We start from the raw sequence: 26656 nt of genomic DNA on the forward strand, positions 1-26656 counted from the left end.
TCACCCCATGGAAATTACCGTTTACACAGACGGCTCGGCACTCGGAAACCCGGGACCGGGTGGCTATGGCATTTTTATGCAATCTGGAAAGTACCACAAAGAGGTATCGGAAGGTTTTCGAAAAACGACCAACAACCGGATGGAACTGCTCAGCGTGATCAGGGCCCTGGAGATGATCAAAAAACCCGGAGCGACCGTGACAATCTACTCTGATTCGAGCTACGTGGTGAATGCGGTAGAAAAAGGCTGGCTCGCCAACTGGCAGAAAAAAGGATTCAAAAAAAAGAAGAACGTGGATCTCTGGAAACGCTTTCTGGAGATTTACCCCAGGCACAATGTTAAGCTCGTTTGGGTAAAAGGTCATGCCGGAAATCCACTCAACGAGCGAGTCGACCGTCTGGCAGTGGCTGCAGCCGAAGCTGGCCCAAAAAAAATCGACCAGGGCTATGAGGATTCTTTGAAAAACCCCGACCTATTTAATTGATTTCCCAACCATTTTCTACGCGGGCTTAATTCCGTTCTGAGAGCGTGTCTCCCTCGGCAGAATGCGTAAATTTGCAGCCGAATAAAAAGCAACAACATGCGAACGGATCAATATCAAGGACACGATTATTACGAAATGGACGACCTGCTGAGCGATGAGCACAAGCTTATCCGCGACACTGCTCGCTCGTGGGTTAAAAAAGAGGTTTCACCAATTATCGAAGATGCCTTTGAAAAAGGAAAATTCCCTCGTCACCTCACTAAGGGACTGGCAGAAATTGGTGCCTTCGGTCCATACATTCCAGAAGAGTATGGCGGAGCAGGACTCGATCAAATCAGCTACGGAATTATCATGCAAGAGCTCGAGCGCTGCGACTCAGGGTTGAGATCTACAGCTTCTGTGCAGTCATCGCTGGTGATGTATCCGATCTACAAATACGGAAACGAAGAGCAACGCAAAAAATATTTGCCAAAACTCGCATCGGGCGAAATGATTGGCTGCTTTGGTCTCACTGAACCAGACCACGGATCTAACCCGGGAGGAATGGTTTCGAACTTCAAAGACGAAGGCGATCACTACTTGCTAAATGGCGCCAAAATGTGGATTTCCAACGCACCTTTTGCAGATATCGCTGTGGTTTGGGCCAAAAATGAAGAAGGAAGAATTCACGGTCTTATCGTAGAGCGCGGAATGGAAGGCTTCACCACTCCAACCATGGAAGGTAAGTGGAGCCTCAGAGCTTCTGATACCGGAGAGCTGGTTTTCGACAACGTTAAAGTTCCAAAAGAAAACTTGCTACCAAACAAATCGGGACTCGGTGCTCCTCTTGGCTGCCTCGACTCTGCCCGCTACGGAATTTCGTGGGGCGCAATTGGAGCAGCTCTCGACTGCTACGACTCAGCTCTTCGCTACTCAAAAGAGCGTACGCAGTTCGACAGACCTATCGGAGGTTTTCAGCTTCAGCAAAAGAAACTCGCTGAGATGATTACAGAAATCACCAAAGCACAGCTTCTTACTCTCCGTCTCGGACAGTTGAGAAATGAAGGAAAAGCTACTTCAGCGCAGATTTCTATGGCGAAAAGAAACAATGTGGACATGGCGATAAACATCGCCCGCGAAGCGCGTCAAATCCACGGTGGAATGGGAATCACAAGCGAATACCCAATTATGCGCCATATGATGAATCTGGAGTCTGTGATTACCTACGAAGGAACTCACGATATCCACCTGCTCATCACCGGGCTGGACATCACCGGAGAAAACGCATTTACCTGAGAGTAAATTAGAACTCAATCAAAAAAGCCACTGCTCGCAATGAACAGTGGCTTTTTTAATGCTCTTTTGGGCTTGATTAATCCGTAAAACGCTCGTCTGTTTCCATAATTTCTCCGCAGTTGTCGCAGGTGCGAAGCTCTTCGGAGTTGTAAAATTCCTTGAACCGTGGTAGAAAATCCTTTTCGATATTCTCTAGCTCAAAGTATGTTTCGTGGAGCTTGTGGTTACAGTGATCGCAAAACCACATCAATCCATCTTTCATCCCAGTTCCCTTTCTCACTCGTTCAATCACGAGGCCAATTGAACCTTCCGATCGCATAGGAGAATGAGGAACTTTTGCCGGATGCAGATACATGTCTCCCGCCTTCAACGGAATGTCGACAGCCCGGCCATCTTCCTGAATGCGCACAGTGATTTCACCTTCGAGCTGATAGAAAAGCTCCTCGGTTTCGTTGTAGTGATAGTCTTTTCGGGCATTGGGTCCGCCAACGATCATCACGATATAATCTTCGCCTTCGGGGTAGAGATTCTTATTCCCGACTGGCGGCTTCAGCAAATCTCTGTTTTCATCTATCCACTTGGGAAGGTTGAATGGTCTTCTAACAGCCATAATTTTCTATTTCTGGTTTCTTGTAAAGATAAAAAAGTGATCGAAGGTCGCTAAGGCTGATGCTGAATCTCTTTTTTGCGTTTGCTTACCAAATAGACCCCGTAAAAAATGAGCACTGCACAAAGCACTTTTGGCCAGGTGATTTGACTCGCATAAGTTGCTTCAGAGAAAAGTGTGAAAACCCAGGCAAAGACACCCGTCATCATCGGTTGAAAATAGATGTAACTACTCGCCACTGTGGGCAAAACCGTTTTGAGCGCAAACACATTGAGGAGGTAAGCAAAGAAGGTCGTGAAGAGGATCACATAGAAAAAACTGAGGAAATCACCCGTTTCGAAAAGCTGCCAATCTACAGCAGCTGCCTGGCTCCAACCGAAAGGAATCACAAAAACAAAGCCCATCAAAAATGCCCAACTAATTACCGTTAGCGGTCGATACTTTTTCATAAGCGGTTTCACGGCCACGAGATAAAGCGCGTAAGAAGCGGCATTGATCAAAACAAAAGAATCACCCAAAACACTACTACCGGAATGCATTTCACTTCGGCTCAGCAGAATCAAAGTTACCGCCCCCACAGCTCCGAGAATGACTCCGATGACTTTTCTCTTGGTGACTCTTTCACCGATAATCAGCGCAGACATAATCAAAACCAAAATGGGGTTTGTGGTCATGATGATTGACGCATTAATGGGGGATGTAATGCTCAACCCATTGAAGAAAAAGAGCTGATTGGTGGCAACACCTGTGAGCCCGCAAAAAGCAAATCGCAGAATATCGACCTTATCGATCTTCTCAAACCGAAAGAGAAAAAATGACCAAAAGAGCAATAGTGCTCCTCCCACCCTAAGCAAGATAAACCCCGAAGGGCCCAGCAAATCAGGCATCAACCCTTTGGCGATGATGTAGTTAGCGCCATAAATTAGGTTTACACTGAAGAGGGCGATGTGTGCCGTAGTCCGGGCGCTCATTTACTGCTATCGAGGTATTGCTGTGCTTCGGCAATTACTTTTTTGCTGTTGCCGGCAAAAGCGCGATCGTTAGAAAGAAGTACCGGACGTTTCAAAAAAGTGTATTCATCGAGTATAAGCTGGCGGAAATCATCTTCAGAGAGCTCCCTTTCGTTCAGCTTTTGCTCACGGTATTTTCTCGCTCGTTTATTGAAAAGTGATTCATACGAACCTTCGTGTTTTTTCATTTGATCGAGCTCTTCGGGACTCACGTTTTCCGATTTTATTTCCCGCAGGTCTACAGCTCGATTTTCAATATCGAGATCATTCATAATTCGCTTGCAGGTATCGCAGGTTTTCAGGTAGAAAAACTTCATTTTCAAATCTTTTGATTGACCCAATTATCTCGAGGCAGGTTCTCTGTGCAAAATCGCTTTTAGTTTCTTCACCAAATTGTGAAGCTCGTTGTTGTACGAAATGTTGTTGTGAATCACTTCGTCACACTGACTTCTATAAGGTTGTAAATAGCTCCGATCGGCAGGTAGCACATGGTTTTCCCACTGATAGCGCACCACATCTTCAGGGTAACCTCGCTCCTCCATGTCGCGGGTAATCCTACGTTTTAGCCTTAGCTTTTCATCGGCTTCTACGTAAACCTTGTAATCCAGCAAGTCGTTGATTTCTTTGTAGTGAAAGATGAAAAGGCCTTCACAAATTACAATGGGCGCAGGGTGAATTGTGATCTTCTCTGGTTCTTTCTCGGGGTTATTAAATGTGTACTCGAGCTTGGTGATGGACTTGCCGATGCGCAACCGCTGCACATCGTGATGAAAATGCCTGCGGTCTATCGATGTGGGCAGATCGAAGTTCAGTTCACCATTCTTATCCTTCTTCTGCTCTTCCCTGGGCTTATAATAATTGTCTTGAGAAACCAGTGCCAGACTGCCTTTTGGCATCATCTTAAATAAATCTCGAAGCAGACTGGTTTTGCCTGAAGCGCTGCCTCCGGCAATTCCCACCAGGTAAGGATGTGAACGCGAACTCATGTCGCAAAAATACTAACCTACCGCGTAAGAAAGAAAAAGGGAATCAATTAACACGCGATTGCCTTCTGATTGCTTCTGTCAGCATGTAGCCGGCCTGATCGAAGTGGCTGATTGGCACGAATAGCCCACCTCCTGTTGCCGCAAAAGTGCTCAACTCTTCCTCATGATCGGGATTGCACTTAAGACCAACAATGGAGAGGTAGATGTTTTTCTCCACATAGCGATCGATGGATTGCTGAATTCTGCGTGTGTCGGAACTTCTGAAAACTCCATCACTTACCAACAGCACCTGATTATTTCCACCTTCAACGAAATGATCTGCTGCAAGGCTGTAGGCGGTTTGCACAGCTTTGCTTCCTGCGGTAAATCCTTCTGCCGAAATGTTTCTGATCATTTCTCTAATCTGCTCTTTGTTCGTCACGAAAGTCGGTTCCACAATCACCTCAGTGTCGGCCGCATAAGTGAGAATTGTGAGTTGATCGACATCTCTCAGCATGTCTACCAACTCGAGCAATGCCGCTTTCATGATGTCCAGACGGCCAGAGCGATTCATACTACTGGAGACATCCACCAAAAATACCAGGTTGTTGTGGACAAAGCGATCCGAGGTGAAATCATCTTCATCAACTTTCGGAATATTTTCCACTGGCGCAGGCTGCACCACAACTTGTGGCCGCGCTTCTTCGGGTTTTGCTTCTGGCCTATTGGCCTCCAGCTCAGTAGCAGGACGGCCTTGTTGAGCAGTCATTTCTATCTCCTCGCGTTCCTTCGGCTCCAGTTCGAATTCAAAGAAATTGTTGCGTCTGTTAATGTACGTGCTCGAATCTGCGGGCAAATAACCATCGGCCTCGACCAAAATGTAGAAATAGCGAATGGGAATCACTTCCACTACCCGACCGTCTCTGTCGGTCGAAAAGGCATTGATCTGTCGTCCGCGTTCAATTAGTCGCACTCTAGCATCATCTATCGGATCTCCTGTGATCTTGTTGGCTACCACAAATTCTACATCAAAGCTACTTCCTGTTTGAGGTCTTCGATCATTAAAACTCGGACAGGCCGGATTATCGGCAGGATCAATGAAAAGCACCTCTCCGGAGAATTCCAGGTTTATAGGATCAGGCATTGAAGAGAAATAAACAGGAATTTCGTAATCCACCTCCTCCTTAAACATAGGGTTGAATTTCACCCTAAGGGTGATGCTGCTGTCAGGCTGCAGTTCGCGACCAGAGAACAAGTGAGCAAACTCTCTGGGAAAAGCAGAGCGCAAGAGAAAAGCCTTCTCGTCTCCGCGATTTGTAAAAGTGAAATCAACCACGCGATCGGTTCCCCTCTTAATTTCACCAAAGTCGTGCTCGGTTTTACTGGCTTCAATTTGGGAGAAAACCAAAACCGGGATCAGAGCAAAAAGCAAAAAGACAGACTTCTTCATGGAAATTGAAACGTTCGAAATTCAAAAAAGATTATCGCAAGATCCGGGCCTTTCTACTTTCCTCCGAGATTATCGGCCACTTTGCGGTCGTTGCCAAGTCGCGGCACCTTGTTTTGCCCACCGAGGCGACCAACAGATTTCATGTAATTATTAAAACTTCCTTTCGGCAATGGAGTGATGATCAACCTTTGCAAAATGTTTCCTGTGATCAGATCCTTGTAGTATGGGTTTTGGTTTTGCATGGACTTGTCGATGCTGGCCCTTCCCTTCTCAAGGCTTTCCGTGTCCGGTATTTCTTCAAATTCCACCATCCACTCGTGATAGGGAAGTCCTTCAGCGGGTTCCAGTTGGGGCGCCACATGAAATTCACTCACCTTCCAGCCAAACTCCTTCTGAGCTTCGGACATCGCTTTTTCGACCTCCTCAGCTATCACATGCTCTCCAAAAGCAGACGTGAAGTGCTTTATCCTTCCGGTTACTTTTATTCGCGGAGGCTTCAGCGAAACGAACCGCACCGTGTCTCCGATGCTGTAACCCCACAGGCCAGCGTTAGTGTTTAATACCAAAGCGTAATTGACACCGATTTCCACTTCAGAAAGTGAAAGTCGGGTTGGGTTTTCATCAAAAAACTCGTCAGCCGGAATAAACTCGTAGAAAATGCCCGAGTCGAGAACCAATAACAACCCTTCCTCTGTTTGGGTGTCCTGGTAGGCGATAAATCCTTCCGATGCCGGGTAAGTTTCCACGGTGTCCACAGACCTTCCAATGAGCTTTTCAAATCGCTTTCGATAGGGCTCAAAATTCACTCCTCCGAAAACGAAAAGAGAGAAGTTTGGGAAGATTTCGGAAATATTTTCTTTTTCAGATTTAGCAATCAACTCCTCGAAGTAGACCTGAACCCAACTGGGAATTCCGCTAATTAGAGTCATGTTCTGATCGATGGTTTCTTCAACGATCTTGTCCACTTTAGTTTCCCAATCTTCAATGGAGTTCGTTTCGAACGATGGCAATCGATTTTTTTGCAGATATCCAGGTACGTGATTGGCCACAATCCCCGAAAGTCGGCCGTAAGGAATTCCACTGGGCAGCTTATCGAGCTTTGGGCTTCCCTGAAGGAAAATCATTTTGCCTCCAACAAAATTTGCATTGCCAGATTGCTCAATGTAGCAGAGAAGCGCGTTCCGCGCAGAATTTAGGTGATTGGGAAGAGAGTCTTTGGTAAGCGGGATGTACTTCGCACCAGATGTTGTTCCAGAAGTTTTGCAAAAGTAAAGTGGTAAACCAGGCCACAGAACGTCCTTTTCTCCCTTTTTAATCCGCTCGATGTATGAGGTCAGCTGCTCGTAGTCCGCAATTGGCACCTTCGACTTAAAGTCTTCGTAAGTCTCGATTGATGCGAAGTTATGGTCCTTGCCAAAAGCGGTCTTGCGGCCACCGGCAATCAGTTGCCTGAATACTTTCTCTTGAGCTTCAACAGGTTGATCAGCGGTCTTCCTAATTTTGTTGGCCGTCCACTTAGCAAATAGCCTTGCTGCAAAAACTTTCAGTCCCATTCGTTTTCAATTTGCTCCAATATCCGAAAGAAACGGACAGCCCAAAAATAAAAGAGGCCGGAAAATTCCGGCCTCTTTTGAAATGAATATTTATTTCAATAATTGCTTATTGAATAACCATCTTCTTAGTTGATGTGAATTTACCATCCACGATCATTGTGTAAGAGTAGATACCTGCATCAAGACCGTTAACATCCATTTGAATGAACTGGTTACCTGCAGCTACCTGACCTTCATCAATCGTTTTCACCAATTTACCAGTGATGTCATACACTTCAAAGCGTACTTCACTTGCCTGGTCCAGGTTGAAAGGAATTTTAGTTGTTTCAACAGCTGGGTTCGGGTGGTTTTGACCCATGTGGAAACCATTCTGAGTTGAAACCTCATCGACACTTACAAACTCGTCAGTGATCAAACGGATCGCTGGAGTGAAAGTACGAGAGAGGAACCAGATAAAGTCTCCAGCACCACTTTGATCAATTGCACCTGAAGAGAAATCAGAGTCAGAGTTAGACATTCCGTAGAATGTTAACGCTTCAGCCGCTGGCTGGTTGTTGAATACTCCGAGGTAGTAGAATTCACCTGTAAAGATGTCGCTGTTCTCATCTTCAAAAAGCAACCATGTAGGCTCGCTCATTTCAAGACTTGTTGGGATCATGAAATCCTCAACAATACCTGCTGTTGTAGCTACTGGCTGTGCACCAGCTCCGTTAACACCTTCTGCAGGATCAAACTGAATCAACTGAATGTTGTAGAACGCTTCTGGATCAGTGGTTTCACCAAATCTCACTGAAGCACCCCAAACTGTTGTGTTCTCGTTTACGAAAGTAAAGGCGTTACCCCAACCTTCTGGCTCCCACAAGCTTGGATCATCTTCGAACTCACGCATTGTAGTCTCGTTATCGAGCAATGGCACGTAGTCGTGACCCATGATACCAGGGTTTGTAGTGTATTCAATAGTTTTTTCCATTGTGTTGTCTTCTGGCATCTCGTCTGTAGCATCACTTTCTACTGTGGTGCGCACTGTGTATTCACCTGCTTCAGTAGGAACCCATCCAGTTTCGATGTAGATTGTGTCTGTCGGAGTGTTTGGGCAAGTTGGGTCGTTTGCAAAAGATGGAATCAAGAATGGTTCTGCAGAAGCTGTATGAATTACGTCACCACCTTCGTTAAGAATCTCAATTGTGAAAACTGAGTTTTCCTGGTCACCCTGACCGTAGTTTTGGTACATCGTACCTACATAAAGACCTCCGTCTTCAACAGGGATTGCCTGATCCAATGGAGTAATCCAGTATTCGTAGATATTAAGAACATCTCCGTTAGTCACTTGAGTAACGCGAAGGTCATTCACAACATCGGTTTCGAAGATGCGAACATCATCAATTCCCCAGTAGTAGTGAGAGTATCCAGTGTTTCCAGCAGTATCGTATCCAAAGCGAATGATTACGCTTGATTCACCAGCTGCAGCACAAGAAATATCCACTTGCGTTGGGAATGGGTTTGGAGACGCTTCGTTTGCGTTCTCAAGGAAATCTCCGTGAGCTGGGAAAACTGACCAGGTAGAACCACCGTCAGTAGAAACCTCAACTGTTAGAGGAGATGGAGAGAAGCAGCAGTAACGGAAGTACTGATCCCACGCAATCTTTACAGACTCAGTTCCTGAAAGGTCCATTTCAGGAGAAGTAAGAGTCCCTGTCAAATCTTCAACACCGTCTGCAACTGGAGTGTTGTAGAAATCGGCATCAAAAATCACCCAACCGTTGTCGGCTGTTTCAGACTCAAGTGGTCCGATGTTCGTTGAAAACTCACCGGCAGGGCTATTTTCATCTGCAACTTGCCAAACGTCCATTTCTCCAGTACCGATGTCAGAAATAGACCAGGCACCGAATTCGTTGTTACCATCAAATCCATTGGCAAAATCTTCGTAGAAAAGCTCTGTGTCTCTTGAAGAATCGAATGGACGTTGGGCCTCGTCTCCGAGTCTGTTACTCATCTCAACCTCTTGTTGAGTTGCTTTTTGTGTTTTGTGTTTTGGCAAATTAGTGTCTTGTGGTGTTTGAGCAATCGCTCCTGCACCAATCAAAGCACCAACTGCTAATGTGTACAATTTTTTCATATCACTTAGAATTTTTTTTGTAGGGTCCAAATTAAGGAAATTACCCAATAGACAAATGATTGTTAAACTTCTTTTTTCTTCAAATCGTGGAAGTCTAAACTTGTTCACAAGAAATAAAAAAGGCCACGGCATTCACCGTGACCTTTTATTTTATAGAGGAGCTAATTGAAATTACTTCACTAGCATCTTCTTAGTCATTCGCTTACCGTTTGCAATCAGTGTGTACTGATACATTCCGGCTTCTAGCTCAGAACCATTAATAATGTACTGGTGAGCTCCAGCTGCTTGCTGTCCTAAGCTTTCTGAGATCACTAGTTTTCCTGTGAGATCGTAAACTTCAAACGTTACATCTGCAGCAGATCCGAGGTTGTATTCTACTCTTGTCTCTGCTGTGAATGGGTTTGGAGCGTTTTGCTCGAGTGAGAAATCTGCAATCGCGTCTGGGCCATCAACAGAAACGGTAGGATCAAAGTTGAGACGAGTCATTGGAACCGAAGCTGTAGCGCCCCATCCTGCCTGTCCGTCATCCAACCATGAAGCAACCCATACGTTTGTTCCAGAAACTGGAGTACGAACAACTCCGAAGCACTGAGCTCCTACAAGGTAGGTTGTGCCTCCAGTGAGATCAAAGCCCTGATTGCCCGGGAACCCTAAGTCGACAAAGTTTCCTTCACCAACACTGTTCAGTTCATTTCCGGTTACCACGTATTCTTCTGTTTGCTCAAGCATGTTCACAATTGGAAGACCTTCGCCATCGAGACCATCGAATTCGAAAATCACACCTTGAATAACAGCTCCGGTTTCAGTTCCGGCACCAACAGCAAATTGAATGCTGTAAGCTGTTTGATCATTGTAAATATCGAAGAGGTTACCGAAGAAGTAGCTACCAGTTTCAGGGTCAACAAATGCCTGTGCAGCACCGTTGTCGCGAGCATAAACAAACTCTGTGATATCGAAAGAAGCTGACGCCATGTCATCTCCTGGCACACCATCTGTGTTGTCTCCGATTGCCGTGATCTGAGCCTCAACTGTTGTTCCTGGTGTAGCATTTGGAGTGAATACATCAGAAACAGAGATAGTGTCGCGAGTCAACGAAGGAAGGTCTACCAAAGGAGAAACCTCACCATCCACTTCGAGGTTACCACCCTGAAGAATGTCAACTTCAAATCCAATGTTGGTGTTGTCGTTAAATCCGTTGTTAGCGATAATTCCTGTAACACTAACTGGGCTCACCTGTGTAGATGGCACCTGGCTGAAAGGATAAAGACCTGGCTCAAGTCCTTCGAGTGACCAGTCGCCAATTGCAATCTTAGCAGCAGTCTGGTTGTAGTCTGCAAGTGCACCTACGCACACATTGTCAACTGCAAAACCTGACGCCCAGTTGCTGTCATCTGTCCATGTAAAACGGATCGTTACTGAAGGCTCATTAGAGTAGTTGTACAACGGCACAACAACTGATTGCCAAACAGTCTCGTCTACTGGAAGCTCGTCAGAAACAGTTTCCCATGTCGTTCCACCGTCAAGAGAAACTTCTACAAATGCATCGGCATTAGCAGTTGTGAATCCCTGGTCGTGGAAAATATCGAAAGTGAGTGCAACGTTAGACGCGTCTGTAAAATCCAGCTCTGGAGTTTCGATCCAGCTAAAGCTGTTGTCACAATCACAAGGAGGTCCATCATCGTTGGCTCCTGCGAACTTGTTATTGATGTTCCCACCAAGGTAAGGCACTGGCCAGTAACCTCCATTGTTGGCAGTTTCTGCATCGTGTACAACAAATGCATCTGTAAATTCTCCTGTTCCAATACCGTCTCCATCTAGTTGCTCCACTTCATTGGTAGACCAATCTGTAGGCACGGTTCCAAGAGTTTCATCTTCAAAATCCTCATCGAGGATGTCTCCATCTCTAACAAAATCACGAGGATCAAAAGTCCCGCGAGGAGCTACCATTTGGGTAATCTCGGTTCTTTTGAACTTTCTCAGGTTTTCATTGGAGGAGTTAGCGAATCTGTTCTGTGCCATAGCACTTGCAGAAACAAGCACGGCAAGCACAGCAAAGTAAACTTTGTTCATAATTACTCGATTTTTAGGTGATACTTAATAAATAGTACAATTGCTTATGCTGACAAATATAGAAGAATCCATTTGCAGTTAAAGCAGGCTTGTACCAATTCAATTACAATTTCATTTGGAATTGCCCTCATCCATAAAGTTGCAAACACCTCTAAACCAGCTCCTCCTTGTAGTCTTCGAGAGGAGGACAGGTACACATCAAATTGCGATCTCCGTAAGCGCTGTCGATACGACCAACAGATGGCCAAAACTTTGCTTCTCGAATGTAACTCAGTGGATAAGCTGCTTTTTCACGGCCGTAACTGTGTGTCCAGTGGTCTGAAGAAATTTCTACTGCGGTGTGCGGACTGTTCTTCAAAACGTTGTCTTTCTTGTCAGCAATTTCCATTTCGACTTCTCGAATTTCTTCGCGAATAGAAATCATTGCATCGCAAAAACGATCCATCTCTGACAGACTTTCACTTTCTGTTGGTTCAATCATCATTGTTCCATTCACTGGAAAAGAAACCGTTGGAGCGTGGAAGCCATAATCGATCAGTCGCTTGGCAATGTCCTCTACTTCAATTCCAAACTGCTTGAAGCCACGGCAGTCGACAATCATCTCATGAGCGACCGTGCCGTTCTTTCCTGTATAAAGCACTGGATAGTGATCCTTCAGTCTTGCACGGATGTAGTTGGCATTCAAAATCGCCATTTTGGTAGAGCGAGTCAGGCCTTCCACTCCGAGCATTTTGATGTAGCCGTATGAGATCAGCAAAATCAGAGCACTTCCAAAAGGGGCGGCCGAAACTGAGTGAATTGCTTTTTCACCGCCAATTGGCACGAGAGGGTTTCCTGGCAAAAATGGAATGAGGTGCTCGGCTACACCGATTGGACCCATCCCAGGGCCACCACCTCCGTGGGGGATGGCAAAAGTCTTGTGCAGATTGAGGTGGCAAACATCAGCACCAATGGTTCCGGGGTTGGTCAAACCTACCTGCGCGTTCATGTTAGCACCGTCCATGTAAACCTGACCACCGTTGTCGTGAATAATCTGATTAAATTCGAGAATATTCTGCTCGAACACTCCGTGCGTTGAAGGGTAAGTAATCATGAAAGCTGCGAGGTTGTCGCTGTGCTTTTCAGCTTTTTCTCTCAGATCATCGATGTCGGTGTTTCCTCGGTCATCGCATTTCACAACTACTACCTTCATTCCGGCCATCACGGCACTTGCAGGATTTGTTCCGTGTGCAGATTCTGGAATGAGGCAAATATTTCTGTGCGATTCGCCTCTGCTCTCATGGTAAGCGCGAATAACCAGAAGTCCTGTGTACTCTCCCTGCGCTCCCGAGTTTGGTTGAAGCGAAACTCCGGCAAAACCGGTGATCTCGCAGAGTTCTTTTTCGAGCTCTTCAATAATTTCTTTATAACCTCTCACCTGATATTTTGGAGCAAAAGGATGCACACTTGCAAACTCCGGCCACGTGATCGGAAGCAGTTCGCTAGCTGCGTTGAGTTTCATTGTGCAAGAGCCGAGCGGAATCATGGAGTGAGTCAAGGAGATGTCGCGATTTTCCAATTTCTTGAGGTAGCGCATCATCTCTGTCTCCGAGCGGTGAGTGTTAAAATTCGGATGCTCGAGAAACTTCGAGTTTCTCATAAATCCATCTAACACGTCATCGTTGTACTCGTAAGCCACTCTTTCGATTTTCGGGAAATCTTTCCCCTCAGCCAAAACGCTGACGATTTGAATCAAATCATCGTGGTTAGTCGTTTCGTTAAGCGAAATTCCGATGTGGCGCTCATCGTCAAAGTAGCGGAAGTTGAGCCTGTTCGACTCGGCACTTTCCTGAATGTTTTCAAAATCGTCTCCAACATCAATTTTTAGAGTGTCGAAGTACACCTTATTAATATTCGTGTAGCCGATGTCTTCTACCGCCTGTGCCAAAGACCTCGTTTGGTTGTGCACCTGCTGTGCAATTCTTCTGATACCCTCTGCACCGTGGTAAACAGCGTACATTCCCGCCATCACAGCCAACAGCGCCTGAGCAGTGCAAATATTTGAAGTAGCTTTATCTCTGCGAATGTGCTGCTCTCTGGTTTGCAGTGCCATTCGGTAAGCACTTTTACCGTGAATATCTTTTGAAACACCGATAATTCTTCCCGGCAAGCTTCTTTTGAACTCTTCGCGTGCAGCAAAATAAGCAGCGTGCGGACCACCAAAGCCCATCGGCACTCCGAAACGTTGTGTGTTCCCGAAAACGACATCTGCTCCCCACTCTCCCGGAGGAACCAAAATCGCGAGACTGAGAATATCCGCGGCAATGGCCACTTTTGCTCCCACCTCGTGTGCTTGAGCTGTAAAATCTTTGTAGTCTCTAACCTCTCCGTCACCAGCAGGGTACTGAACCATCGCACCAAAATACTCTTCGGTGAATTCCACCTGGCTGTAGTCTCCGATGATCAATTCGATATCGAGATACTGCGCACGCATCTCCATTACGCTGAGGGTTTGTGGGAAACACTCTTCGGAAACGAAGAATTTCACAGCACCAGCTTTCACTTGTTTGCGTGATCGAGTGTTGTAAAACATCATCATCGCTTCTGCTCCTGCAGTGGCCTCATCGAGAAGCGAGGCATTAGCGAGTTCCAAACCAGTGAGGTCCGAAACCATCGTCTGAAAGTTCAGCAAGCCTTCGAGACGGCCTTGCGCAATTTCGGCCTGGTAGGGCGTATATGCAGTGTACCATCCTGGATTTTCGAGAACGTTTCTCTGAATTACCGTTGGCACAACTGTGGGGTGATAACCCAAACCGATGTAGCTTTTGAAAACCTTGTTTTTCTCTGCTTTCTCTTCGAGCATGGCCAGATAGTCGTACTCCGACATCGCCTCCTGTCCATCAAACGGCTGTTTCAGTCGGATGCTGTCCGGTACGGTTCTATCAATAAGTTCATCTAAAGAATTGGCACCAATTCGCTCGAGCATTTTTTCGACACTGTGATCGCGTGGTCCAATGTGTCGCGAAGCAAAAGATTCTGTAGGCATATTCCCCTAATGATTTGTGCCGAAACGCGCTCTCCACCCTTCGGCCGGTTTGTATTGTCGCATTAAAAAAATCGCTGCAAATATACTCACTAAATCAAGCTTTGTAGATTCATTTGCAGGCGAAAAATCATTTTCCCAAAAACTTTTCTCCGGCCTTTGATGAAGTGCTTCTCTGCCGGATGAATTACTTTTGAAACACCTTTAATTACAATTCGTTCGGAATGCGCAATTTTATCCTTTGCTTTTTTGCAATCGTCTGTTCTTGCCTGACTGGTTTTGGACAACAGGACACTATTCTCACTCTGGAGGGAAACGCCATCCCGTGTGCGGTTCGCGACACCACTGGATTTTTTGTGCAGTATTCCATTTTTAAAAGAAATGGAAAGGAAAAAGAGCGCGAAGTTCATCGATCGGAAATTTTCTCAATTACTAAAGCGAGCGGAAAAGAGGTAGTTTACTACGAACCGGACTTATTTTTAGGTGAAGATCTCTCACCGGAAGAAATGAGAATCTACGTGACCGGAGCCCGCGATGCCAGAGAAAACTACAGGCCGATTTGGACTTTTGTAGGTGGTGTTGCTTTTGCCGGAATCGTGAGCTACATCGGGCAGGGTGGATTCATTTTGACCATAGCACCACCCATTGCCTACATGCTCGTTCAGTTTATTCCCTACATTAAGATCAAGGAAGAAAACATGACGAATTTGAGCTATCAGTACAACGATCTTTACGCTGCCGGCTATGAAAGTGTGGCCCGGGGCAGAAAAGTTCTTTCAGGTTTAAAGGGCGGCACCCTGGGAAGTATTCTTGGATTCTTGACTCAGCTGCTCATTCCTCTCGAAAATTAATATGGCCGGTAATTCAACAGATCAGCCGACTTTTCTCAAACGGGCCTTGAGCCTGTTGGTGTTCTCTAATCTTTGGATCGCCTTTGGCGCTTTCCTTTGGACGCTCGGTACCTACTTCATTTTTGAGTTTAAAATAAATTACCTCGTGCCGTCCTTCGTGGGAAGTGCAACGCTCTTTACCTACAACTTTCAACGGTTGGTAAAACTTCACCTGAGCGCCAGAAGAATTTCGGATCGAAACCGGTGGATCAAAGAGCGAAAGCCGCTGATCACATTGCTCACTATAGTGGGAGGATCTGCCACGTTTGTACTTACATTCTTTTTGCAAGCTTCAGCCATTTGGTTACTCATCCCACTCGGCATTATTTCAATAGGTTACGCTCTAGAGTTTTTTCCGACAAAAAAGAAGACCGTCAATCTGCGAAGCCTGCCGGGAACGAAAATCATTTTGATCAGCCTCACCTGGTCAATTGCAACTGTGCTCCTACCTGCAATTACAGAAACTTCACAAATTCTGGCAGAACACTACATTTTCACTCTCGAGCGCTTTCTTTTTGTGATGGCCATCACCATCCCTTTCGACATTCGGGATCTGCGCTACGACAAGCCGAGGATGAAAACGCTACCTCAAGTTCTTGGAATAAAAGGATCGCTTTGGCTTGCTACTTTCCTGTTAATCGGGAGTTCGCTTTTAGACTTCTGGCTTTTCGCAATCGGTATCTTTCCTCTGTGCGTATTCTTTGGCCTTTTGGGCTCCTACTTCACTGCGATTCTGCTGGTCACTTTCACAAACCACCACCGTCCAGAAACCTACTTTACCGGATTGTTGGACGGACTTTTTGCATTTCAGTTCGCTCTGCTTTTTCTCTTCTGCTTCTTCAACTAAGCAGAAAAAGCAATATCGAGAGACTCGCGAAAAGCTGCAATCGATTTGTCCAGATCTTCGTAGGTATGCGCTTCTGAAACAAAACCGACTTCGTAGCCTGAAGGCCCGATGTAAACTCCTCGTTCGAGCAGCGCGTTGTGGAAAGTGGCAAAGTACTTCATGCTGTCGGCATCAATTTCCGAAGATTTGCGAATCGCGATTTTGTCTGAAAAAGCCATCCAAAAGACGGAGCCACGCGAAAACATGTTGAATGAGTACCCTTTTGCTTTGGTGTGCTCGAGAATTCCATCGATCAGATACTTTGTTTTCTTTTCGAGTTCTTCGTAAAACCCAGGCTTGAGGCATTCTCTCAACTGCGCCAGTCCGGCAGACATGGCCACGGGATTTCCACTCAGTGTTCCTGCTTGGTAAACATCTCCTTCTGGAGCGATATGACTCATCACTTCTTTGCTCGCACCGTAAGCGCCAACTGGCATTCCACCACCGATGATTTTTCCGAAAGCCATTACATCCGGTTGAATTCCATAGTAACCAGCAGCACCTTCGAAGCCCACTCTAAACCCGGAGATTACCTCATCGAAAAACAGCAGAATGTCTTCTCGATCGCAAACTTCCCGGAGGTACTGCAAAAACTCTTTTCCCTGAATAAGCAGTCCGTTGTTGGCTGGAATCGGCTCGATGGCGATCGCTGCAATCTCTCCTTTATATTTTTTTACCGCTTCTTCGATTGCCTCCTTATTGTTTAGTGGAACCACAATGGTTTCGTTCGTAAAAGACTCCGGAACTCCGGCAGAAGAAGAATTTCCAAGTGTCACCAGGCCAGATCCTGCACTCACTAAAAGAGAATCTACGTGACCGTGGTAGCAACCTTCGAACTTGATGATCTTATTGCGGCCGGTGTACCCACGGGCAAGACGAATGGCGCTCATTGCCGCTTCAGTTCCACTGTTTACAAAACGAATGCGCTCGAGGTAACTGTGGTTTTCGAGAATCAAATCTGCCAGTTCGTTTTCGAGTCGGGTTGGTGTTCCAAAGGAAGTTCCGTTGGCAACGGTCTTGGTCACCAATTCACGAACTTTGTCGTTGTTGTGACCCAGAATCAGCGGCCCCCACGAGCAGCAGTAATCGATAAATTCATTGTCGTCTTCGTCCCAGATGTGGCAGCCATCGCCTTTTTTAATGAAGAGCGGATTTCCACCAACGGCCTGGAAGGCTCTCACTGGCGAATTTACTCCTCCGGGAAACAGCGTTTTGGCTTTTTCAAAAAGTTCTATGGATGTAGATCGATTCATGCTTTTGTGAGGGTTTGATTATTTTTGACGCGCTTCTACGAACAGTCGACACTCCGAGGAGTTCAAAACCTTGCGTAGAACAGTCGGTTTTTCCAACTGAAAGGCGGCAGACAAAATTAAAAAACACACCCGGATATGCAGTTTGAATTCAGTGCTGATTTTGCCAAAGAGATGGATGAAAAAGATCCTCTCAAATCGTTCAGAGATGAGTTTCACATCCCGACCAAAAATGGCCAGGAAGTCGTTTACTTCACCGGCAACTCACTGGGCTTGCAGCCAAAAAAAGCCAGGGAAATTATAAACCAGGAGTTGGACGACTGGGCAAAATTTGGCGTAGACGGCCATTTCGAGGCGCGCAACCCATGGTTTTCATACCACGAGCTTTTCACAGAAAAAACTGCAAGACTGGTTGGAGGACTTCCGCACGAGGTGGTGATGATGAACGGACTCACTACCAACCTTCACCTGATGATGGTATCGTTCTATCGACCGAAAGGAAAAAGATTTAAAATCCTCTGCGAGAAAAAAGCCTTCCCTTCAGATCAGTACGCTTTGGAATCGCAGGTAAAGTTTCACGGTTACGACCCCAAGGAAGCAATTATCGAAATCGAGCCAGACCCCAAAACTCAGCTCGTTGATCACAACACGATTTACGACATTCTGGACAAACAGGGTGAAGAAATCGCGCTGGTGATGATCGGGGGAATGAACTACTACACCGGACAGCTTTTCAACATGGAAACCATCACAAAAGCTGCGCGAAAAGTAGGAACCAAAGTAGGTTTTGACCTTGCCCATGCTGCCGGAAACGTAAAGCTCAACCTTCACGAATGGGGCGTTGATTTTGCATGCTGGTGCACTTACAAATACCTCAACAGCGGGCCTGGTAGCATCTCTGGAGTTTTTGTACACGAACGCCACGCTGAAAAGCCGGACCTTCCGAGATTTGCCGGTTGGTGGGGTCACGATAAGTCAGAGAGGTTTCAGATGAAACCCGGGTTCAAGCCGATGTACGGTGCTGAAGGCTGGCAGTTGAGCAATGCTCCGGTAATGGCTATGGCTCCTCACCTGGCTTCGCTCGAGCAATTTGACAGAGCCGGGATGATCTCTCTTACTGAAAAATCAAAACAGCTTACGGGTTATCTGGAGTTTGTGTTGAAAACAGTTTCCGCAAAAGCCGAAAATCTCGAAATTGAAATTCTCACTCCCGAAACTCCTGATGAAAGAGGCTGTCAACTATCTGTCTTCACCCACGGTCAGGGAAAAGCACTTTTCGACAAACTCACGGAAGAGGGAGTTGTGGCCGACTGGCGCGAGCCAAACGTCATTCGAATGGCTCCGGTGCCGATGTACAATTCGTTTATGGACATCTATCGTTTTGGAGAAATTCTTCAACGTGCAACTGCAGAAGGGTAAGACTTATTTGTCATCTTTGAACTCATAAAAATCACACAGGATAGATTATGGCCGCAAGCAAGTTTGCCGTTTTGGGCGTAGGAAAATACGGATCTCAGATTGCCAGAGACCTCGCTGCCAAAGGTGCCGAAGTTTACGCTTTTGACCTCAGTCAGGACAAAATCGAGGATATCAAAGAAGACGTTGCCCTCGCTGTGACACTCGACACCACCGACAAAAAAGCACTCATCGCTCAGAAGGTTGATGAGATGGATGCAGCAATTGTGGCCATCGGAGAAAACTTTGAAGCGGTTGTTTTAACTTCGCTCAACCTGTTGGACATGGGAATCAAGCGAGTAATTTCCAGAGCGAGTGGAACCAACCAGTTTCGCATCCTCGAAAAAATCGGAGTTCAGGAAATTCTTTCACCCGAAGCGGAAGTTGCCCACATCGTTACTGAGAAGCTCGTGAACCCGAGCATTACTGCTTTCCTTCAGCTCCCCGACAACTACGAGATTGCCGAGATCAAAGCTCCTGATGGAGTAGCAAACAGAACGCTCGAAGAAATTGACCTGGTAAACAAGTACGGCTTAACGCTGATCACTGTGAAGCGAGCCTTCGAAGTGGAAAAAGAAGGACAGGCCACTACCGAAGAACACATTATCGGTGTTCCTAAAGCAGAAACTGTTATCTACGAAACTGATACACTGGTTGTATTCGGAAGCCTTAAGAACGTGAAGAAATTCATTGAGATCAATTAGCGGATCAATGTGATGTTCCCGGTCTTTTCAACCGGATCTGAAATTGAAAGATCTTCTTCCTCGTACTTGTAAATCACTCGGTAGGTAAAGACTTCGTGCTCTGGATATTTTTCTCCTCCGCGCACCTCTCCCCTCCAGGCCTGATTCATGTCTTCCGACTCGAAAACGAGAGTTCCCCATCTGTCAAAAATCAGCATCTTGTATTCCACGACACCTTCTCCGTAAACCCGGAAAACATCGTTGAGGCCATCTCCATCAGGTGTGAAAGCATTCGGAATGTAGAGCATGTGAGAGCTGCAATTCTCTTCAACTTCTGAAGAGAAAGTCGCCTGGCAGCCAAAAGCCGTGGTGATGGTCACTTCGTAGTAACCGGGAGCAAAAACAGTGATCTGCTGATCGTCTTCCCCATTTCTCCAGGCGTAGGTAGCTCCGCCATCTCCGGCATCTAGCACAAGCGGGTCTTCTTCCATGCCGAAGCAGTATTTGACAGAGCTTCTCAAGTTTGACTCTGGAAGTGGGAAAACACCCACTGAAACATCTTCTATTACTTCGCAGGCCTCGTTGGAGACAATTACCAGATAATTTCCGCTTTCGGTGACGGTTATTGTTTGCGTATCTTCTCCGGTCGACCACTCGTGAGTGAGACCGGGGTTTCCGGCATCGAGCGTCACTTCTTCCCCTTCGCAAAGCGTTAACTGACTTCCGAGGTCTACTTCTGGATAAGGAACTACAGAAACTATCGTGGAGTCGAAGGTCGCGCAATCATCAGCATTGGTCACTTCCACTACGTAAACACCAGAGTCTCCAACTGTGATGGATTGCGTTTGGTGGCTGCTATTCCAGTCGTAATCAACCCCATCTCCACCGGCATCAAGTGTCAAAAAATCGCCATTGCAAATGGTGACTTCATCTTCGAGACCAACCACCGGATTTGCAGAAAAATCAAGCAAGACAGTGTCTGTTTCTACACAGCCGGCTGCATTAGTCACTTCGACCCAATACTCACCAGACTGATTCACAGTCAGCGTTTGACCGTGAGAGTCATCGCTCCAGTTGTAAGTCGAACCTGAGTTTTCAGCATCGAGTAGAACAGTATCGCCCTCGCACAAAACAGCCGGGGATTGAAGACTGACATTTGGAGATGGCTCTGCAGTGATTTCAACCTGATCGCTCACTGTGCAGCCTTCTGCTGAAGTTGCATTAAACGTTACTATACCCGGTGAAGTCACCAAAGTAGAATCTGCTGTAGACCCTGTGCTCCAGTTGTAACTGGCAGCTTCGGCACCGGAATTCAGAACAATTGTATCGCCCGGGCACATCACTAAATCGGGACCCAGATCAAATTCGTAAAAAGCGACATTAACCTGAACGGTATCCGTTTTGGCACAACCGAAATCGTTGGCTCCGGTTACCACAAATTGAGCACTCTGATTGGCAGTCACCTGAGGACTATCTGAAGAAGGGTCGTCAAGAATTCCCGAAGGACTCCAGCTCCAGTTGATATTTTCTGTGGCATCGGTGACTACAGAAAGTGGTAAACCACTGGCATCGCAAACCGTAGTGTCGTTGTTCGCTGCCACACTGAACTCTTCGTATACCAGAACCGAAATGGTGTCTGTCACAGAACACATGGAAAGTGTGTCGGTGGCGGTGAATACAAAGTCCGCATCAGTAATCGGAGCAACAGTGGTAGCAGGCATGTCCGAAACCGAAGTGCCTCCATTGCTCCAATCAAAAACCAAAGGGCTTGAGCCATTGACAACCGAAGCGTTTAGGTCGATCGAATCTCCTGCACAAATCTCCACTGAACTGGCGGAGGCAGTTGTGCTCACGAGGTCCGTTAGAAAAACAGTCGTTTCGCCAGTAGCTTCGCACCCGTAGGCCGAAGTGGCGTCTACCGAGTAAGTAGTTGTAGCGGATGGACTTGCCTCTACCGTCTGCGAATCAATCTCGTTGAGCGACCCATCGTCAGGTCCCCAGCTGTAAGAAAAAGCACCCGAAACATCCGGAACTGCGGAAAGCTCAGTCATTCCTCCATTGCAAAGACTGGTGTCTTGAGTCATTTGCAAAGTAAACTGCTGACCTACCTGCACCGAAATCGAATCGGAATAAGTGCAGCTAAAGGCAGGATCGAAAACCTCAACGACATAGGTAGTATCGAATTGAGGTGTTGCTAAAGGATTTGAAATCGTGTTGTCATCGAGGTTGTAATCGGTCCAGTTGTAAGTGAACTGATTGCTGTGAAGAGCACTGATTTCCACATCATCGATCATCCAGTTGTCTTCATTGTTGCCGGAATTTGAAAGCTGTCTCCAACGAAATCTGGTGGTTGTTGAAAAAGCTCCATTGGGAATATTCGCACTGATCTGAGTGAATAACGGATAAGCCGATTCTGCAAAAGTGTTTATTGGAGTCCAGGCTGCACCTCCATTTACAGAGTATTCTAAAATAATGTCCTCTCCTGGATCTGCATCATCGCAAGGCGCTACACCAGAACTGATTTTCAGCCAAAAAGAAACAGTCCCGCCAAATTGCACATTGAGATCGTTTGTTTCAGCAAATCGATCTCCGTTTCCGTTGAAGTAAAGTGCATTTCCTCCCACAGATCCGCAGAGCGAACTCGCCATTCCATCTTCAATATCGGCCCAAACGCCCCAGCTCACACCGGGATCGAAATTGTCTTCGAAAATCAACTCCTCTACATCGGCTTCAAACTGAATGTCTTCTCCTTCACAAATGATTGTGCGATCCGCATTTACTCTAAAATCTGTGATCCCTCCAGGATTTACGGTAATAAAAACACTGTCGGTGACTGTACTTGTGCAACCGGTGAATGAAGACACTTCCAATACGTACCATCCCGAAGAGGTAGGCGTGGCAATTGGATTTGCCACATTTGGGTTGTTCAAAGTATTGGCATTCGACCAGGAATAGATGTAAGCATTGTTTCCCTCAGGCGATAAGCTCGCACTGAGTTGAACTGACTGATTTTCGCATATTACAGTGTCTGAGGCCGTAACCTCCAGGCTTGGAGATTCTGGCGTTTCCACCAAAAAGAACTCCTCTTCCACACACCCTGAAACGAGAACATCTCCACGAGCAATGTAAACCCCAGGAGAAATTGGCGAAGTCAGCAAAAGCTGATCTCCACTAAAGATAGTATCCTCCGGATTGGACTCCATGAACCAGTTTGTGTTAAACATATTTTGCTCCGGATCCAGCAGTACGGAGTCGGCATCACAAAAGGCGCTATCCAACTCCACATTGAGCAAGTCGCGACTGGCAAACGAGCCTACCGAATAGGCGTAGGTTTCAGCTGCTCCAAAACCATAGACGTAAGCTGAAAACCCATTTGGAGCCGACATGGTGTGGCTTCCTTCAGAGATTGTAAAATCAGCGTAAGAATGTGATGGGCAGGATGGAAATAGTGCGAACGAAGAGGACGGCACAGGTGCTCCGTCAAGAGTGAGTTGATCAATATCTTCAGTTGCGGCAATTACGATCATTCTGTGATCGTCCATATTAGCACTGGCTACGGTGCTAAAAGTAATGTCGTCAATCTTCTGATTAACATCGTTCAAAATCAACATCGCAGGGTCACCAACTACGCCATTACTACCGGGGCACCCAAGACCTTGCATATATTGGGTAACGCTGATTCCCTTGTCGGCAGTGACGCACTGCACTGACTGAACATCATTTACCTCGTAAATTTCTCCCGAATTCAAGGTGACGCTCGTGCCATTCACATTGACGTTAGTATTATCCTGATTGGCCAGTACACGAATTGTGCATTTATAATCTGTACTTACCGTAAATGGCACGGAATAGAATTCAGTACCCCAGGTTTTCACCGGAAAGTTTTGTTCGAAAAGGTGATCGCAAGCTGTGCATGTTTCGTAGACCTGAGCGCAAGAGCTCCCTGAGAAAACGGCAAACGGCCTGCAAGCCCCACTTTGTTCGGTCGCTTTCACCTGCGTTCCAGTAAGGTCTTCGGCACTTCCTCCAGCTTTCAACTGATAAGATTCGCCTCTTTGCAAAGTGACAGTGAATGGCACTCCGGCAGGATTCCCTCCCGCAGTGGCAACCGATGGTGTGATTTCAATTTCTGTATCGTCTTCTGTGGCTACCACCAATAGCTCGGAATGAAACGAACCGATTCCAGGATAGGAGCTCACCCGATAGGACGTTCCGAGGGTTTTTGTAGGAAGCACCTTGGTTCCATCTGCCGTATTCGGATTAAAATTAATCGCAAAAACACTCACAGTGTCCTGAGTTTCGATGAGAATCCCTTTACTTTCAATGACCTCGCTGGTGTAGTGCTCAGCGATGTTATTTGGAAGAGTAAGAGGCGTTGTTGTGTTCGCAGCTACATTGAAATTCACAGAGTACCCTTGCTGTGGGATAGAGAGCGTACCACTTGTAGATTGATCAGAAGTGATAAAAACCTGAAGCTCTTCTCCGGACTGATTGTCGATGAAATTCTGCATGAATCCCAGCCAAAACTCCTTGCCCTTGGTGGGAACCACCGTTTGGCAAAGCGCGCTTGCAGAGAGCAATACGCTTATCGTCAAAATGACGCAAGCTCGCATGTAGGAATTACTACTCAACACTGAGTTCCGAATAACAGATTAATAGATTGGTTTTGCTTTCACTCCATGAAACTGAAAAAACGGGTGAAAGGTTACGTATTGTACGCACGGAAAGGCCAATTGGGTGCAGGCTTTCGGCAAAAAATCACTTGTCTGAGTTTTGGTCATCGAGTTGCCACTCCATTTCAATTTCCCAGTTGGAGCGAACTCCAATATCTTTTGGAAGATAAACCACGTACTCCGGTTGCTTTTTCTCCAGGTAGTTTCCGGTATCCCATTTGCCGTTTTGGTTTTCATCAAAAATGATCCGCATGCGGTATGTGCCGGGTAAAACACGATTGTATTCAAACACACCATCTCCGGAAATCATTCTTTCCTCCACTACCTCATCGTCTTTAAGGAGCTGCAGCACGCCCTGGCCCTGATCGATCTGCAAGCCAGAGATTGTCATGGAGAAATTCCCAAAATGCTTGGCTGAAAAGGTTCCGAAGCTAAAATCTGTTGTGTCGTTTTGGTAGCCGCGGTAATCGACTATCGCCCCTGGGAGAAGCTCCAGTTTGTACTGATTGTCGTCTTCAAAATCAGCAATAAGCTGCACCTTACTGAAGCTATCGTCTACTTCATCAATCGAAAACTCCATCGGGATGCTATCGCGCAGAAGTTCAATTTTGGAAGTATCAACTGCTGCCACGAGCGTTCTTGTTGCGAGAAAAATATCGTCTTCAGAGGGCTGTGTCGCTTTTGCTGTCAGTTTTGGGGTAAGCGAATTGCGTGTAGTTGGGATGATCTCCCGATTCTCAAAAGTAACGCGAATCGTGTCGAGCACTTCGCCATTGTCTGAAATCTCGAGATCAATTTTCTCATCGGTTGGTTGGCCGGTTAGCCAAACATAGATCGAGTCACCTTCAAGCTGTTCCATAGCATAGCTCGTATCAGCTCCGATGGTCAGCACTTCGACTTCTGGATTCAGCGGTTTTCTGTTGAGCTGGATTGAAATGAATCCGACAGAGTCCGTTGTCCACTCCTTGATGAATTGCAGCTCAGAATCTTCGAGGAAAGTACGCAGCTCAACCTGCTTCATTGAGCTATCCACAACTGAAGCGGAAACCAGAGAATCGAGAAAGCCAATTCGCTCTTCGGGCGAGTCATAAAGGTAATTTGAGAGCTCCTCCTGAAGTGCAAAAACCTTGTAGTCTCCAGGCTTCATGTAGCCCACATCGTATCTTCCCTGCTCGTCTGTGATGCCGAAGTAGTAAGGCTTTTGCTTCATTGGAAGGGAGTCGTCCCGTCCTTCATAGAGCATCACTTTTACGCCTTCCTGAGGTTCGGTTGTAAAAGCGCTGGTCACAATCCCCTGCATGCCCAGCGAGTCGAGCACATCTCCGGTAGAAAAAACAAATACTAAATCCTCGGCCGGATTGCCTTCGGTGAAGTCGGTTACTCCTTCGCCAAAATTGAATGTGTAGGTCGTGTTGGGCTTCAACTCCTCGTCAAACTCAACCAAAACACCTTTTCTTTTAATAGAAATCTGCGGGCGATCTTCGAGTGGCGGGCTGATTAGCAGTTGATTGTACACGTCATTCAGTTGCACAAACTCATCGAATTCAATGTAAAAAGAAGAAGCTTCAAAATTGAGACTTCGGTTTTTCGGTGTCATCTCTACTACCTGAGGCGGTTGCGTATCTCGCGCTCCACCTTGAGGAGGAATCACCTGGGCGCAGCCAAAAAGAAAAAGCACCAAAGCAGACGCGAGTAAAAACCGGTTGAGAGATAGAATCATAGTCCGTTAAACGGTTCGATGAGTGCAATAATTTTTCTGAGCTCTTCAGCATCTGAATTGTCAAAGGCATTGAGCTGATCGCTGTCGATATCTAGCACTCCACTTACTTCCCCCGCAGCATTGTGAATGGGAAGAACAATTTCTGATTTGCTCAGAGAACTACAGGCAATGTGTCCTGGGAAAGCATCTACATCTTCTACTACAATCGTCTTATCCTCTTGCCAGGAAGTGCCGCATACACCCTTTCCCTTTTTAATTCTCGTGCATGCTACCGGCCCCTGAAAAGGTCCTAAAACGAGCTCGTCACCAACCACTCGGTAAACACCGGTCCACAAAAAGCCAAAAGCTTCGTGAATAGCAGCACAGAGATTGGAAACGTTGGCTAGTGCGTCCTCTTCACCACCAATTAGTGCTTCAATTTGAGGCGCTAGCTGACGATACTTTTCTGCCTTCGTCCCTGTCTTGTTAATGTTGAGATCTTCTGCCATAATGAGGTGGCAAATATCGGGTGAATGAGCGGATTCGACAAGCTCCAAAATGCTGGAGT

19 protein-coding genes are annotated in these 26656 nt (G+C 46.4%); 6 read left to right on the top strand and 13 right to left on the bottom strand.

What is annotated here, in order from left to right; translation table 11 throughout:
• The first annotated feature begins 7 nt into the window (after positions 1-7).
• Together rnhA and ABHV44_RS00055 are read left to right on the top strand one after the other, a co-directional pair.
• The gene (rnhA, locus tag ABHV44_RS00050) at positions 8-484 is read left to right on the top strand and encodes a ribonuclease HI (protein ID WP_459072584.1); all 477 of its coding nucleotides are present in this window, start codon (positions 8-10) and stop codon (positions 482-484) included.
• A 96-nt stretch (positions 485-580) separates the two neighbouring features.
• Positions 581-1759, top strand: coding sequence for an acyl-CoA dehydrogenase family protein (locus ABHV44_RS00055; protein WP_459072585.1), 1179 nt, complete (start codon positions 581-583; stop codon positions 1757-1759).
• Positions 1760-1835: 76 nt separating this feature from the next.
• Here the strand turns inward: ABHV44_RS00055 and ABHV44_RS00060 are convergent, their stop codons facing one another.
• From ABHV44_RS00060 to gcvP, 9 genes are all read right to left on the bottom strand, one after another.
• Positions 1836-2369, bottom strand: a complete 534-nt coding sequence (locus ABHV44_RS00060; protein ID WP_459072586.1) for a 3-hydroxyanthranilate 3,4-dioxygenase — start codon at positions 2367-2369, stop codon at positions 1836-1838.
• A 50-nt stretch (positions 2370-2419) separates the two neighbouring features.
• The gene (locus ABHV44_RS00065) at positions 2420-3337 is read right to left on the bottom strand and encodes a DMT family transporter (RefSeq protein WP_459072587.1); all 918 of its coding nucleotides are present in this window, start codon (positions 3335-3337) and stop codon (positions 2420-2422) included.
• A complete protein-coding gene (locus ABHV44_RS00070) occupies positions 3334-3693 on the bottom strand; it encodes an arsenate reductase family protein (RefSeq protein ID WP_459072588.1) in 360 nt (119 codons plus the stop codon). Before ABHV44_RS00070 ends, ABHV44_RS00065 begins: the two co-directional genes overlap by 4 nt.
• A gap of 24 nt (positions 3694-3717) precedes the next feature.
• A complete protein-coding gene (locus tag ABHV44_RS00075) occupies positions 3718-4362 on the bottom strand; it encodes a uridine kinase family protein (RefSeq protein ID WP_459072589.1) in 645 nt (214 codons plus the stop codon).
• A gap of 43 nt (positions 4363-4405) precedes the next feature.
• Positions 4406-5791: a VWA domain-containing protein gene (locus ABHV44_RS00080; protein ID WP_459072590.1), complete on the bottom strand. Its 1386-nt coding sequence runs from the start codon at positions 5789-5791 to the stop codon at positions 4406-4408.
• Between the two features lie 53 nt (positions 5792-5844).
• Positions 5845-7344, bottom strand: coding sequence for a GH3 auxin-responsive promoter family protein (locus tag ABHV44_RS00085; RefSeq protein WP_459072591.1), 1500 nt, complete (start codon positions 7342-7344; stop codon positions 5845-5847).
• Positions 7345-7450: 106 nt separating this feature from the next.
• Complete coding sequence (locus tag ABHV44_RS00090) at positions 7451-9460, bottom strand: T9SS type A sorting domain-containing protein (RefSeq protein WP_459072592.1); 2010 nt, start codon at positions 9458-9460, stop codon at positions 7451-7453.
• Between the two features lie 171 nt (positions 9461-9631).
• Positions 9632-11530, bottom strand: a complete 1899-nt coding sequence (locus tag ABHV44_RS00095; RefSeq protein WP_459072593.1) for a T9SS type A sorting domain-containing protein — start codon at positions 11528-11530, stop codon at positions 9632-9634.
• 151 nt (positions 11531-11681) lie between these two features.
• Entirely contained in the window at positions 11682-14555 is a 2874-nt protein-coding gene (gcvP, locus tag ABHV44_RS00100) for an aminomethyl-transferring glycine dehydrogenase (RefSeq protein WP_459072594.1), read from the bottom strand.
• 221 nt (positions 14556-14776) lie between these two features.
• Here gcvP and ABHV44_RS00105 point away from each other — a divergent pair, with 221 nt between their 5' ends.
• Together ABHV44_RS00105 and ABHV44_RS00110 are read left to right on the top strand one after the other, a co-directional pair.
• On the top strand, positions 14777-15403 hold the full coding sequence (locus ABHV44_RS00105) for a hypothetical protein (protein ID WP_459072595.1): 627 nt from the start codon (positions 14777-14779) through the stop codon (positions 15401-15403).
• A gap of 1 nt (position 15404) precedes the next feature.
• Entirely contained in the window at positions 15405-16289 is an 885-nt protein-coding gene (locus ABHV44_RS00110) for a UbiA prenyltransferase family protein (RefSeq protein ID WP_459072596.1), read from the top strand.
• Here ABHV44_RS00110 and hemL read toward each other — a convergent pair.
• A complete protein-coding gene (gene hemL, locus ABHV44_RS00115; protein ID WP_459072597.1) occupies positions 16286-17581 on the bottom strand; it encodes a glutamate-1-semialdehyde 2,1-aminomutase in 1296 nt (431 codons plus the stop codon). The two genes, ABHV44_RS00110 and hemL, sit on opposite strands and share 4 nt — an antisense overlap.
• Positions 17582-17716: 135 nt before the next feature.
• On the opposite strand from hemL, the gene kynU reads away from it, so the two are divergent.
• Both kynU and ABHV44_RS00125 read left to right on the top strand, forming a co-directional pair.
• Positions 17717-18997, top strand: coding sequence for a kynureninase (gene kynU, locus ABHV44_RS00120; protein WP_459072598.1), 1281 nt, complete (start codon positions 17717-17719; stop codon positions 18995-18997).
• A 47-nt stretch (positions 18998-19044) separates the two neighbouring features.
• Complete coding sequence (locus tag ABHV44_RS00125) at positions 19045-19737, top strand: potassium channel family protein (protein ID WP_459072599.1); 693 nt, start codon at positions 19045-19047, stop codon at positions 19735-19737.
• On the opposite strand, the gene ABHV44_RS00130 is transcribed toward ABHV44_RS00125, so the two are convergent.
• The 3 genes from ABHV44_RS00130 to ABHV44_RS00140 all read right to left on the bottom strand — a co-directional run bounded on the left by ABHV44_RS00130 (position 19734) and on the right by ABHV44_RS00140 (position 26645).
• The gene (locus ABHV44_RS00130) at positions 19734-24350 is read right to left on the bottom strand and encodes a T9SS type B sorting domain-containing protein (RefSeq protein ID WP_459072600.1); all 4617 of its coding nucleotides are present in this window, start codon (positions 24348-24350) and stop codon (positions 19734-19736) included. The two genes, ABHV44_RS00125 and ABHV44_RS00130, sit on opposite strands and share 4 nt — an antisense overlap.
• A gap of 124 nt (positions 24351-24474) precedes the next feature.
• The gene (locus ABHV44_RS00135) at positions 24475-26109 is read right to left on the bottom strand and encodes an Ig-like domain-containing domain (protein ID WP_459072601.1); all 1635 of its coding nucleotides are present in this window, start codon (positions 26107-26109) and stop codon (positions 24475-24477) included.
• Positions 26106-26645: a GAF domain-containing protein gene (locus ABHV44_RS00140; RefSeq protein WP_459072602.1), complete on the bottom strand. Its 540-nt coding sequence runs from the start codon at positions 26643-26645 to the stop codon at positions 26106-26108. The genes ABHV44_RS00135 and ABHV44_RS00140 overlap by 4 nt, the downstream gene beginning before the upstream one ends.
• Between the last annotated feature and the right edge of the window lie 11 nt (positions 26646-26656).

It is taken from the genome of Halocola ammonii, from assembly GCF_049334165.1.
In the GTDB taxonomy this organism is placed as follows: domain Bacteria; phylum Bacteroidota; class Bacteroidia; order Flavobacteriales_D; family Sanyastnellaceae; genus JBEGHD01.